General features: G+C 31.5%; 12 protein-coding genes. 9 read left to right on the forward strand and 3 right to left on the reverse strand.

Translation table 11 applies throughout. The features are described 5' to 3' along the window. Nucleotides 1-9: 9 nt before the first annotated feature. Nucleotides 10-759: a succinate dehydrogenase/fumarate reductase iron-sulfur subunit gene (locus ODZ84_RS08595; protein ID WP_266176570.1), complete on the forward strand. Its 750-nt coding sequence runs from the start codon at nt 10-12 to the stop codon at nt 757-759. Nucleotides 760-894: 135 nt separating this feature from the next. Here ODZ84_RS08595 and ODZ84_RS08600 read toward each other — a convergent pair whose 3' ends face one another. After that, nucleotides 895-1,908: a nucleoid-associated protein gene (locus tag ODZ84_RS08600; protein WP_266176571.1), complete on the reverse strand. Its 1,014-nt coding sequence runs from the start codon at nt 1,906-1,908 to the stop codon at nt 895-897. A gap of 202 nt (nt 1,909-2,110) precedes the next feature. Between ODZ84_RS08600 and ODZ84_RS08605 the strand changes: the two genes are divergently transcribed. The 4 genes from ODZ84_RS08605 (at nt 2,111) to ODZ84_RS08620 (ending at nt 3,286) form a co-directional block, all read left to right on the forward strand. Continuing rightward, the gene (locus tag ODZ84_RS08605; RefSeq protein WP_266176572.1) at nt 2,111-2,260 is read left to right on the forward strand and encodes a hypothetical protein; all 150 of its coding nucleotides are present in this window, start codon (nt 2,111-2,113) and stop codon (nt 2,258-2,260) included. 15 nt (nt 2,261-2,275) lie between these two features. Then, nucleotides 2,276-2,632: a DUF7674 family protein gene (locus ODZ84_RS08610; protein WP_266176574.1), complete on the forward strand. Its 357-nt coding sequence runs from the start codon at nt 2,276-2,278 to the stop codon at nt 2,630-2,632. 80 nt (nt 2,633-2,712) lie between these two features. Beyond that, nucleotides 2,713-2,844 carry a hypothetical protein gene (locus ODZ84_RS08615; protein WP_266176576.1) on the forward strand — a complete coding sequence of 44 codons (132 nt, stop codon included), beginning with the start codon at nt 2,713-2,715 and terminating at the stop codon, nt 2,842-2,844. A 49-nt stretch (nt 2,845-2,893) separates the two neighbouring features. Beyond that, nucleotides 2,894-3,286, forward strand: a complete 393-nt coding sequence (locus tag ODZ84_RS08620; RefSeq protein WP_266176577.1) for a DUF7674 family protein — start codon at nt 2,894-2,896, stop codon at nt 3,284-3,286. A 539-nt stretch (nt 3,287-3,825) separates the two neighbouring features. On the opposite strand, the gene ODZ84_RS08625 is transcribed toward ODZ84_RS08620, so the two are convergent. Continuing rightward, nucleotides 3,826-7,224, reverse strand: a complete 3,399-nt coding sequence (locus tag ODZ84_RS08625) for an HD domain-containing protein (RefSeq protein WP_266176578.1) — start codon at nt 7,222-7,224, stop codon at nt 3,826-3,828. Between the two features lie 228 nt (nt 7,225-7,452). Between ODZ84_RS08625 and ODZ84_RS08630 the strand changes: the two genes are divergently transcribed. The 4 genes from ODZ84_RS08630 (at nt 7,453) to ODZ84_RS08645 (ending at nt 11,722) form a co-directional block, all read left to right on the forward strand. Beyond that, nucleotides 7,453-8,310: a hypothetical protein gene (locus tag ODZ84_RS08630; RefSeq protein ID WP_266176580.1), complete on the forward strand. Its 858-nt coding sequence runs from the start codon at nt 7,453-7,455 to the stop codon at nt 8,308-8,310. Nucleotides 8,311-8,924: 614 nt separating this feature from the next. Further along, nucleotides 8,925-10,304, forward strand: a complete 1,380-nt coding sequence (locus tag ODZ84_RS08635; protein ID WP_266176581.1) for an AAA family ATPase — start codon at nt 8,925-8,927, stop codon at nt 10,302-10,304. Between the two features lie 3 nt (nt 10,305-10,307). Further along, nucleotides 10,308-10,961 (forward strand): RloB family protein, encoded by a 654-nt coding sequence (locus tag ODZ84_RS08640; RefSeq protein ID WP_266176582.1) that lies wholly within the window; start codon nt 10,308-10,310, stop codon nt 10,959-10,961. A gap of 368 nt (nt 10,962-11,329) precedes the next feature. Beyond that, nucleotides 11,330-11,722 carry a hypothetical protein gene (locus ODZ84_RS08645; protein ID WP_266176583.1) on the forward strand — a complete coding sequence of 131 codons (393 nt, stop codon included), beginning with the start codon at nt 11,330-11,332 and terminating at the stop codon, nt 11,720-11,722. Here ODZ84_RS08645 and ODZ84_RS08650 read toward each other — a convergent pair. Then, complete coding sequence (locus ODZ84_RS08650) at nt 11,668-12,522, reverse strand: IS5 family transposase (protein ID WP_266173844.1); 855 nt, start codon at nt 12,520-12,522, stop codon at nt 11,668-11,670. The two genes, ODZ84_RS08645 and ODZ84_RS08650, sit on opposite strands and share 55 nt — an antisense overlap. Nucleotides 12,523-12,578 lie beyond the last annotated feature (56 nt).

Consider the following 12,578-nt stretch of genomic DNA (forward strand, 5'->3'; position numbering starts at 1 on the left):
CACAAAATTATGGATTTACATCTGAAAATATGGAGACAGAAAGACCGCCAGAGCGAAGGGCAGCTGGTGAATTATAATTTAACAGAATTGAATCCTCATATGTCTTTCCTTGAGATGCTGGATATTTTAAATGAAAAACTTATCGTTGAAGGTGATGAACCTGTCGAGTTTGATCACGATTGCCGTGAAGGAATCTGCGGACAATGCGGCATGATGATCAACGGGATTGCTCACGGGCCTCTCGAACATACGACAACCTGCCAGCTGCACTTGCGATCCTTCAAAGATGGCGAAACTGTTTTAATAGAACCTTTCCGGGCAGAGGCTTTTCCTGTAAAAAGAGATCTGAAGGTCGACCGTTCCGCATTCGACAGAATTATTTCTTCAGGTGGATTTGTTTCAGTAAATACGGGACAGGCGCCTGATGCAACAGCTATTGCAGTAACCCATCAGACTGCCGAAGAAGCTTTTGATTCTGCAGCATGCATTGGCTGTGGAGCATGTGTCGCTACCTGTAAAAACGGAAGTGCCGCTTTATTTACCTCAGCAAAAGTTACGCATCTGGTTTTGCTTCCACAGGGAAAAGAAGAACGGAGCCATCGTGTTTTAAATATGGTAAAACAAATGGACGCCGAGGCTTTCGGCCACTGTTCCAACACCGAAGCCTGTGAAGTGGAATGTCCGCAGGGAATTTCCGTTCTGAATATTGCGAGAATGAATTATGAATACAACCGGGCATTGTTTTTCAGAAAGTTATAAGTGTAAAATATTTTTCTCTGAACCCTTTAGTGTTGCGAAGTTTATGAAATCCGGACTAATAATATCATCAGACCAGTTATAATGAGAATAGGGCAAATATTTTTTGCCCTATTTTTACAATTTACTGTTTTTTTTTTACACTTCCTTATCGAAATACAGCATATAATATTTCCCATTTTCATCTTCTCCTGTCGCCAATTTCTGACGGTCTCCATGAATGTAAATGTGGAAATTTTTATCTAATTTAATAATGCTTTTAAAATGCCTTTGTGTTTTCTTAACAGCCGCTTCACTGATAGGGAATTCTTCTGCAATATTGATCTGCATATCCTGCTCATAGTCTGTTTTAAAATTATTAAAGCTTTCGATCACATGCTCATCTCCCAATACCTCCGTCGCAAATTCATCCAACTTAAATTCTTCTTTCTCTTTGAAAAAATTAATGGATTTATTTAAGAAATCTGCCTGATCCGCTTTAGAAACTTCAAATTCCTGAGGCAGTTGCTTCGTGATATAATCCTTATACACCATTAATGCTTCCTGCGTATGAAAATATTCGTCATCCCGCTGCTTAACCTTTAAGAAATCTTCGAACCAATAATACATATCTCCGTTTTTGTTATTATCAACCACAGAAAGTACATATCCGGTTTCTTTATCATTATTGTAAATCAAAGCAGCCTTATCGATCTTAGACAAACCGATGCCCTGGTCTTTAGCAATGTCGAAGCTTTCTTCCTGAGGAGAAATTTTTAAGAAAGATTCTCTTTTTTCAGTTTTAAAAATACCGATCTTGTCCACCCGCTCTGTTCCTTCTCTTTCATCTTCAAAGTACACAATAAACAATTCGCCTCCCTGCACTCTGGGATTTTCAGCAGCCTCAAACAAATGTTTGGCTATATTTTCAGATTCCCAGAGAAACTTGGCTTTATCATCAAAAATTTCAGATACAGAACTGAAAACCGGATTATTCACCAGGTAGGTGTCACTGTAAAAATGGAAGGTTTCTTCGGATTTAAATGATCCTAAAAAGTAATCTTCAAGCAATTCTTCCATTCCTTCTTCCAATTGCAATTCCTCCTGAGAAAGCGTTAAAGATTCTCCGTTGATTTTATTTCCTACTCTGTGTACTACGATTTTTGAAAACATCTTAAATATTTTGGACTGCAAAGATATTAATTATCTTATATAATCAGCAGTATTTCATTCTGATAAAAACCTTATCATTCTGATATCCTTTTTTCATCCCTAAAAACTGGAATATACAACATAAAATACTGTTAATCAGGATATTGTATTTAAAATCATCGAAAGGAATATTATTTGACACTATGAACATCAAAACAGGAAAATGGACTTAAAAACACTTAACCGTCTGGATACACTGAGAAGAGCGAAAAGCAAAGGACCTGAAAGACCGGAATGGCTGAAACCCTATCATCTTTTGTTCATTGCATTTTTAGTGATTTTAATTTTCGGCGCCCTTATCAAAATTCTATAATTAAAACTTATTAAAATGAATTGTTTACAAGCTGTTCAGGAAATCTGCAAGGTTATTCCCGATATTCAGGATGAATTTACGGAGGATAAAACTCAAAACCCTTATTCGGTCATCCGGATTTTTACCAACCGCATAAAAGGTATGGTCCGGCAGGACGAAAGAAAGATTCTATTTAAAAGCTTAGATAAAATGGATGAAATTTACAGAAACGGAGATCAGATATTGAAAAATGCCGTTGAAAATATTTTCATCTATTCTTTTGACGGGCTTACGGTAATCTGTAATCAGGAATTCCGGAAAGTAATATTCAGTTATCTCTCCGATGATATGCAGAAAATATATTTCAGACAGATCTACAGCCATGGAATATAAATTTTTATTACATTTTTTGCCCGCTTTGTTACAAACTGCTTAAAACATACAAATATCAACCTATTAAAAATCAAATCTTTATGAAAACAAAAATTAGAAAAATATCTGACTGGAAAACGCTGAAGACCTCGACCAGCAGGCAGAATACAGAGATTTTAGCAACTCACATTGCTGTGATTATCGGTGTATTTATTTTTGCGGCATGCTTATAATTTTGGTATACTTTTCGTTACGGTAGATATGTTTGAAAAATTAATTATAATGAATGTCAATAGGCAAACGATTAACCAGAATCTCGCTGTAGAGTATTTAAAATTTTTCTATCCGCCATTAAGAAACGAAATTACACAATTGTCTGTCCAGAATAATTTCGCAGGAATTATTCAGGCAACCATAAATTATCTGAAAACACTTTTACAGGAATCAAAAATAAACATTATTGCCCATCACATTAAACTGATGGATCTGATTTACAAGGTAGGCGATTCCTATGTAAAAGATATTATCGAAAACATTTTCGTAAGGTCTTTTGAAAGTTTTAAAAAGCATACAAAGATTCAGCACTGGAAGGTTCTTTATCAGTATATGCCAGTCAACTTTCAGGTAATCTATAATGATCAGCAGCAACAGGATAAGATATTCTTCGGTAAATAAAACTTAACTAAAATAACGCCCCGGACAATTTTTGTCTGGGGAGTTTGCATTAATTTTTTCGTAAACACCTTTAACCGTATGAAATTATTTTATAGGTTTTGACTTTTCGCTTTTATGATAAATTCAACACCATTTTGCCGCTGAAGCGCTCTTTACGGAAAATTCAATGTGTTTTTAACCGTAGGATAATAATATTTTTACTTATTACATAAGCAATAAAAAATCCTTTCTTTTTCAAGAAAGGATTCTATATATAATAATTTTCTGATTATTTCACTTCTTCTAATATAACAAATACTGAAAATCAACAAATTACAAATCAATGGTACTAATATGATACTAATAATTAATTAGATTAAGATTAATAACAATTGGCAAATGTATTTTCTACAATCGTATGTAATAAAAAACTGTATTTTTTCAATTGATAGTGATTACAATCTTCTTGTTAAACTCGCTATTTTCTCATCGAGAACTATTTGTTCTACCGTAACACACTAATAAATTTTGTGCAGCTTAAATTAATGAAAAAATATAAGTTAAATTTTTTTACCATAGTTTTCATTTAAATCGAGTTCTTCATTCTCTATATTATTGAAAAACTGGTAATAAATATCATCACCATAATACATTACGGTGTTTTCTACAAAAGAATCGAAATCAATGTGATTTAATGTTTTATAATTCATTATTAAATTCGCACTAATAATCATTTCATTCATTTCATCGATAATGAGATTCACTTCATTTAGAGAAAATCCATTATCAAAATAGGTATTGGGATCAAAAAATGGCAACTCTATACATTTATCAATAAGCTTTGCCCACGGCACTGAAACTTCCTTCTTTGTCTCTTCGTATACTTGGATGCAAGCCAATATTCTTAAAAGACCTCTAGTAAAAGGATGATTAAAATTTAAAATGCTTACTCCATATGCAAAATTTGAATCGTAAGGTTTTTGAAATACCCCTATATCTGGAAAAACGTCAAAATTGTTTTCACTTAAGGCATCAAATAAGCTATAAACTAAAATATCAGCTTCTTCAGGATTTATCAGATTCATATCTTTTGCAGCAGTTTTAACCAACTCGTAATCTACCAGTGATCTCACATGAGATTTTGGCACCCAAACTGGCTGGATCAATGCGGGTCCGTCTTCCCAAGGTGACGATAAAAAGCGGTAAGAATGAAAATCGTGAGTATCATCTATATAAGACTTTACCAGTTGACTAGCTAGAATTGCTTGTGATGAAGAGTTGTATTCATTATATAATTCCGGATAGATAATATCATTAATAAGAAACTTATCACTTTTCCAATCACTGAGAAAGTGCTTCTCCTTGTATGATTCATCAAAACCTTTAAGTAAAATTTGTTTGAACCAGTAGGTATATTCTGGCTGTATGTAGATTTCCTTATCTCTAAAATTTCCCCATGTTTCAAATTTAAGATCTCCTCCATAATCAATGGTTAAAATGGGACAATTATCCAGACCAATTTCTGCAACTATTACGCTCACAGGAACTCTATAGAAAAACATCAAATATGTAAAATATTTTATTCTAATTTTAATATCTTCATCCAATAAAAATTCTCTATGGATCTTTACTATATGGGCAAAAAGATGTACTGAAATACTTTGATCCCAAGAAAAGTCTTTTTCTCTTACTTCAGTTCTGGATAGATCAATACTACTAAAATGACGTTTGGTATATTTAGCTACTACGAAGGGAACCATAAACCTTTCATTAACAAAGTATGAATCGAAATACATAGATTCCCTACCCTCGGTAGGACCTTCAATAGCATAAGGCGGATTTGCTTTGGGAATAATAATACCATCTAAATAAATTTTGTACGCATCTTTCGAAAAAGAGCTAGCCCCATATTTATATGTATTCGGCATATTAGCATGAGTAAAATTAGCCCATTCTCTGCTAATTTTTATCTTTCTGTCCTGGGTTCTTTTTCCTGGAGAAATTAGAGAAAAGTCAGTAGTGGGCCAACTACCGCCGGCTGCTTCCCTAATTTTAAGAAATGGATCTTTAGGAACAACAAAGGTTACTGATCCTACGATTCCTTCCATTCCCAAATCACTTTCAATTGTAAATTGTTTAGTTGTAAAAGTATCTTTTGCTAATTTTAAACTTTGGGGTAGAAAAACATTATTAAAATCAAGTGATGTATCCAATTTATAAATTTCATAACCCTGATATTTTTTCCCATAGAAAACAGCATCCTCAAAAGGATTTATTATAACGGTTTTATTATCATTCTCAGTTATCACAATAGGAAACTCAACAAATCCTACCAATTTTTTTAGATAACCAGTTATGTCAATGTCAGGATTATCATCAAGCTTACTTTTCACTTTATCTTTAGAAAGAGAAATTACGATCTTGGTTCCAATCTTATCTTTATCCTTATCAGGGTCATTTGCTGAAATACGGAACTGCTGATCAATATAAGGGATGTCAATATGGAGAACTTTTGCATCTGGCTTAATAACTAGGTCTCTGTATGTAGTGATGTGTATCTTGTCAGCCACCATAAAGCAGCTTAAAATTCCAACACCGAATTTAGAAATAGGATCCATCTCGAGACCAAGCTCTTTAAATTCTTCGCTACTGTAATAACTTCTTCCCGCAACACTCAAATAATTTTCAACAATATAACGATCCATCCCTATACCGTCATCAGTAAAAGTAATCTCAATATTATTGTTGTGTGTATCTCTTACATCAATCGTTATCTCTCCGAATGAGTTTAGTGTTAATTGTGTCTTTTTCTCTATCCATTCTTTCCGAAGTTTTATGGCATCGATACTATTTTGGAGAAGTTCCCTTATAAAAACATATTTATCTCCCTTATAAATTTCATCACTCAAGACCTCAAACATTCTGTTTCTTTCGAATTGAAATTTTATAGAAATTGGATCAAAATCAATCGGTAAAATATTCCATTTCAGATCGAATATGTTTAAATTATATCTACTATCATTAAGTTCCTGAAGTAAATCATTGCATCCAAACAATTGATCTTCACAAAAGGACTTAAGATCTTCTAATGCAGCAAACACCTCATAATCATCGGTTTGACCATCAACTTGAATCTCCCTTCCATTCTGAAAATGTTTCGTTGCTAATGAATTAATTGCCTCATGTTTAGCCCATTCCATTTTCGATCTCATGGATTGAGGGGCAACATGTTTATAAATTGTATATGGAGTCCTCTCGTTTGAAATATCAAAGAGATCAATCAGTCGCAAATATAAAGTTATAGCCCTTAGATTTATACTTTCTCCACGTACCATGTAACTGACTGGATATATGGACGAATTCTTTACATCTTTGAAATCAAGCCAATGTCCTACACAAACTCGTGCTGCAGCTTCTCCTATTCCACTGTCTATGTTCCAAAAATATTTTCTTACTCTTTCCGCACTTCTTTCTGCGTGTGTTAGCCTAATATATTCCTGCCAGACAAATTCGGTAACGTTATCATGTTTTTCATTAAATTTTTCCAAATGTTCTGAAAAACATCTTCTTTCATTTCTAAGTAACCCGAAGTTTTCGTCTTTGTTTTGAAACAGGCTTGAAATCTGTTTTTTTTCAGCAGCAGAAACGGCCATTCCCCAATCATGACCAAAAATAGATAAACATAGAACCAGAAGTTCAGTTGCATTAAGACGGGAAATTAACTCTGAACCAAGTATTTCATCAGCCAAAACTAATAACCGCCTAAGATGGTACTCCTCATTGTGCGGGGTATATTCAGGAAAATTCTGCACAATAAAATCTACTTCTAAGCTCACCTGCTTTTTAAAAGTCAGAAAAATATCAAGATAATCGTTATGTGCAGATTTCTGCATTGACTTTTCTTGGAGGGCTTTAAGTAATAATGACTCGGAAAATATGTGGGAATCAAACTTGTTCATTTTTCTGAAAATATCTTATATTAGTTTTCTATATTCGGTAAAAGTTAAAATTAATAAAATATTGTTTCTTTCAAGAATATTTTAGAAATTATAATAAAGTAAATCGCAAAATTAATACAGGCTGCCGTTTCAAAAAACAATCGTCTCTAGAAACTGAGCTGATCTTTAATTTTACAAAACATAATGAAAAAATAGAATTTAAGGTATTTTAGACATATTTAAAATTTTATGGATAAGAAAAGACTTGTAATCAAAGGCACCATCCTTGTTGGTCCACAAAGTTTTAAGGTAGGTGAAGATATTTTTTCATCAGTACTACTTTCCGTAATGTCCTCTTGGTATTACTCGACTTATTCAAGTGCGGGTGAGCCTCTAAGAGATTATTCGGAAGAAGAATTAAGAGAGTTTGGTAAAATTAGATTGGCACTGAATGGATATACTAATGACCTCCACAATATATCTATCAATTACAGTTTATTTAAGGAAATTAATAATAATACTGAGATTGGTATTTATAAAGGCAATATTTACTTAGAGTCAATATTTGAGAATATTTTTACCAATCTGAGAAGTTTGTATGATTTCTTCTATCACTTTATTAAAATCTGTCTTGACGAAAAACAGTTTAAACAATATCCAGGAACAGATTCCATAAATACCTTGGTGCGCTATGCTAAAAAACCAAATAATGCCGACAAATTACCTACTGAAATAATTCAATATTTAGAATTTATTCAATCGGATTTAGATGACATTAAAAAAATCCGAGATAGTATAATTCACAAAGGAAAAGATATTATGTTGACTAGAGAATCCGGAAAACTTTATATGAGAATGCCAATTAAGGATCTATTTACCAAAGACAATTTATTACCAAATATTTTAGAAACAGAAAATCTTAACTATGATGTTGAACAATACCTTAGCAAAATAATCAAAACAGCTTTTAGGAATATGGAAATTTTGGGAGAAGTTCTCTTGTCAGAGGTTTACAAGAATGAAAATTACAAATTTTCCTTATATGCAATAAGTAATTATTGTATAGATGATTTTAATGAATTTCTAGTTTTGAAAAAATTTGATTAGACATTGATTATTATAGCATAAAAAGCAGTTATATTATTTCACACCAATGATATGGCTGTTTTTTAAAGTAAATTTAATTAAAGTTATATGCAAAAACTCCATTTCAAATGTAGTATTTTAATTAAACTATTTCCTAACTGCATTATTTTTTAGAACCTTATCATGAAGAACATCTGTATTTTTCCAATCATTTGTTCGTAATATATTTTATTTATTCTTTAGTGATACTAAATTACTTAATACCTTCTTTGACTAAAGTTTTTTATTGAGAAGAATTTTCATAATGATTACTTTTAACAGATAAAATCACTTTAGCTGGGAATTCAGTAAATGAAAAGTTACAAAATGAATATTATAATAAACTACGCAGTGACCAAAATCCTTTTGCGCATTACTAACTACAGGTTTTTTCTTAAAATGGTTTAAAGACAAAAAGTTTTATATTCTGATCATCTTTGAATTACTAGAATCAAATTTGGATTATATTACAACAATTTTAATCGCTATTTGCATTTTTACCCATTAAAAATAAATTAAATTTATACACAAATATAAAAATAAAAGTAAACGAATGTGAAAAAATCACTACATTTACTCATTATAAAACAAATCTTATGTTAATAAAGTTTTCTATTGAGAATTTTTCGTCCTTTAATGATAGACAGAATTTCTCATTACTACCTGGGAAAGGAACTTTAAAAGGAGAACATAAAACCAAAAAAGTTAAAGGAATTTCTGTCTTGAAAACCTCTGTATTATTTGGCGCAAATGCTTCTGGCAAATCAAACCTCATTAAAGCTATAGAATTTGGAAAGAGATTGGTCTTACGAGGGACAAAATCTGACTCTATAATCGAATATCAAAAATTTAGATTAGACAAAAACTCCAATGATAAAGATTCAAGAATTGAATATGTGATTCAACACAATGGTAAAAATTATGCTTACGGTTTTGTATTTGATTCTATTACTATAAAGGAAGAATGGTTATTTGAAATTACTTTGAAAAATGAGATAAAAATTTTTGAAAGAAATATAGAGAATAACCAGATTTATGATTTAAGCAACATTTTAAGAAAAATAAAATCTGAAGAAGAGAAACAATTTTTAAAATTCATAGCCAAAGGCACACCTAATAATCAATTGTTTTTAAATGAAATCAGAACTAGAAAAGTTAAAGAAAATGTTTCAGAGATTGAAGATTTATTAAATGTCATAGATTGGTTCCAAAATTCTCTAAAAGTAATTTTTCCAGATGACAAATATAATGAAGGCCTAAAATTCGAATTAAACCAAGACGAAGAATTACTAACAACTTTTGAGCAGTTCTTAAAATATTTTGATACAGGAATTAATGGTGTGTGTCTTGAGAAGATTGATTTTGAAAGTGTTGATATACCAAGGTCTATTTTAAATAAAATTAAAGAAGATCTTTTAAGTAAGAAGTCTGAAAATTTAAGAGCTTCAATTCTATCTAACAGAAATACGACATATTTCCTATCTGTTAAGGATAGTGATTTAGTAGTAGAAAAATTTATGACAAAACATCCTGTCAAGGGGCAAGACGAATTAGAAAAGTTTGACACAAGTGATGAATCTGATGGAACTAATAGAATCATGGATTTCATACCTCTGTTGATGGATTTATTAAAAGGTGACAACGTATTTATCATTGATGAAATGGAAAGAAGTTTACACCCAAACTTAATGTACGATTTAATCGACCTTTTCATTTCAAAAGCTACAAATATAAATAGTCAACTCATTATAGCGAGTCACGAGTCTTCTTTATTGACCCAAAAATTGCTGCGCAAAGATGAAGTTTGGTTTGTAGTGAAAGACAATGAAGGAGCAAGCAGACTACATTCACTTGAAGAGTATAACGTTCGATTTGACAAAGAAATTAGGAAAGACTATTTATTAGGACGATTTAAAGCAATACCTCGAATAGGAAATCGAAACAAACTTACAATTTTAAACCACAATCATTTGTAAGCTATGCCAAGAGAAAGAGAGGACTTATTTCGAGAAAGCAATTCTTTAGAAAAAGAAAAAATCATTGTATTAGCTTTTGAAGGTAATGATACAGAAGAAATATACTTTGAGGAATTTAAAAATTCAGAATTATTTGATGAAGCTTTAATATTTCTACATCTTTTAAAGAGACCGAAAACAGATACTAACAGCGCACCTAATCACGTCTTTAGAAAATTAAAAAAAGAAGCAAAGGACGAATATAATTTTAAAGACACTGATGAGCTGTGGATGATAATAGACACTGATAAATGGAAAAGTATTCCTGATATTATTTCTGAATGTGAAAAGCAGTCAAACATGTATGTAGCAGTAAGTAATCCTTGTTTCGAGTTTTGGCTGTTACTTCATATTAAAGATTTGACAGAATATAGTGACGATGAGCAAAAATTAATTTTGAAAAATGCCCGAATAAGCAATAAGAAAAATTACGTTGATTCTAAAATTACAGAAATTTTAGGTTCTTATAATAAAAGCAACCCTAAACCAGAACTATTTCTTCCCAATGTAGATTTTGCAATTCAACAAGCAAAAGCACTAGATGCAGATAATAGTACATATCCTAAATTACTAGGATCACACGTTTATAAAGTAATTGAAAAGCTTAAAAAACCATAGAAACTTTAAAAACTTATAAAATTGCAATAATCAGCACTTTATATGAAAATATAACTTTTGCCTACTCAGACATTAGCAATAAATTATATGAGGTGAAATTTCAAATAAAATAAAATAAAATAAAATAACAACTGGAAAAACTCATTGCGGGTGATATAACACTCACACTTAAAAGGTGTAAAAACACTTTAACTTTTGTAATGTGGCTTTGATAATCTAGTACTTGACGCTTCAACTGTAATTGAAGGCTATAACTTCAAACAAAAATCATTGTAAAAATACTTTGAGTTGTAAATGTTTCATACCATCATTTTATAACAAGACCACATTATCTAGCACGCAAGTTTAACTATTTAATTATTTATGCAATGAGAAACATTTATTATCAAGAAAAAATTATAAATGAAAAAATAAGTGCGTTAGAAAACTATATTGCGCAAGTCGAACATTTAAATATAAAATTAGATTTCTGTGAACAAGGCGAAGAAGAATATGTTGAGAAAGAAATTGATCAAATTCACTACAAATTCAACTCTTCTATAATTGAACTTTATTTGCTCTTACTGAATTATTTTGAAACACAAAATAGTAATGAGCTTTTGAAAATTTTCAAAAAAGATTTAGAACACATATTAAATCCAACTTATGTAGGTATAAGTGTTTTAATAGATGACGATTTTGGACAAACCTATTATATATGTAGAACTCATCTCGACTTTTTCATCATCTTTTTACAGGCAATAACAATAAAAGCTAAATAATTAAATCCTATCCAGCTGGTAATGGTGGTATCAAACCTGTTGAGCACCGATCTGAAACTATCCAGCCAGGCATTTGTTCTTTCTATGGCGTATCGCTCTTTGTATAGTTGATGATCAAAATAATGGTCATTATCTGTATTAGAGTTTCTTTTATTATGAGCAATATTGGCTATTATCCCCAATTCTGACGCTCTTAAACGTAGATTCTCCGCATCAAATCCGGCATCAAAATTCACAAAAAGACCATCCAATGAGATACCCGACTCCTGTAAAAAATTGGTCATTTCTGTAAAATGTTTTTCAATATTAAACAAATCGTTATGATTTCCACACACAGGGATCGACATGGCCAGTGGCAAGCCATTTCGATCCGACAAATAAAGGGCATTAGTTGTTTTACGCTTTTTCCTACCCTGATATCCAACGGCTTCACCTCCCCTTAACGCCGGAGTGTGGCTGCCGTCTACATCTGCGCTGGACAAATCGATCATTGATTTATTGTTTTGTAAAATACCACTCCAGCAGGCTCTCCATATTCCGGCTTTACACCATTGACGGTAGTAGCCGAAAACTGTCTTATAATGTAGAACTTCTTTACTGAACAATTGTAAAACAGGTAAAAGATACCATTGAATGCCTGTTTTAAGTTTATATAAAATACAGTTAATAATCTCACAAATAGGTGCTTTTGATTTGAAACCTCTTTTTCCAATTGGAATATAAGGTGCAATTTCTAATTCTATTGTATCTTTGCTTAGTACTTGGTACAAGGGATAGGATTTTTTTTTGTTTAGCGGCACTAATTTCCTAATCCCTTTTTTTATAGCAAACAACTAATCTATTTTTTTTTAATAAG

Source organism: Chryseobacterium fluminis (assembly GCF_026314945.1).
Taxonomy (GTDB): domain Bacteria; phylum Bacteroidota; class Bacteroidia; order Flavobacteriales; family Weeksellaceae; genus Chryseobacterium; species Chryseobacterium fluminis.

Bases quoted from the DNA above. Each gene is read 5' to 3' on its own strand.
- ODZ84_RS08595 (WP_266176570.1), top strand. From the start codon at position 10: ATGGATTTACATCTGAAAATATGGAGACAGAAAGACCGCCAGAGCGAA.
- ODZ84_RS08600 (WP_266176571.1), bottom strand. From the start codon at position 1,908: ATGTTTTCAAAAATCGTAGTACACAGAGTAGGAAATAAAATCAACGGA.
- ODZ84_RS08605 (WP_266176572.1), top strand. From the start codon at position 2,111: ATGGACTTAAAAACACTTAACCGTCTGGATACACTGAGAAGAGCGAAA.
- ODZ84_RS08610 (WP_266176574.1), top strand. From the start codon at position 2,276: ATGAATTGTTTACAAGCTGTTCAGGAAATCTGCAAGGTTATTCCCGAT.
- ODZ84_RS08615 (WP_266176576.1), top strand. From the start codon at position 2,713: ATGAAAACAAAAATTAGAAAAATATCTGACTGGAAAACGCTGAAGACC.
- ODZ84_RS08620 (WP_266176577.1), top strand. From the start codon at position 2,894: ATGAATGTCAATAGGCAAACGATTAACCAGAATCTCGCTGTAGAGTAT.
- ODZ84_RS08625 (WP_266176578.1), bottom strand. From the start codon at position 7,224: ATGAACAAGTTTGATTCCCACATATTTTCCGAGTCATTATTACTTAAA.
- ODZ84_RS08630 (WP_266176580.1), top strand. From the start codon at position 7,453: ATGGATAAGAAAAGACTTGTAATCAAAGGCACCATCCTTGTTGGTCCA.
- ODZ84_RS08635 (WP_266176581.1), top strand. From the start codon at position 8,925: ATGTTAATAAAGTTTTCTATTGAGAATTTTTCGTCCTTTAATGATAGA.
- ODZ84_RS08640 (WP_266176582.1), top strand. From the start codon at position 10,308: ATGCCAAGAGAAAGAGAGGACTTATTTCGAGAAAGCAATTCTTTAGAA.
- ODZ84_RS08645 (WP_266176583.1), top strand. From the start codon at position 11,330: ATGAGAAACATTTATTATCAAGAAAAAATTATAAATGAAAAAATAAGT.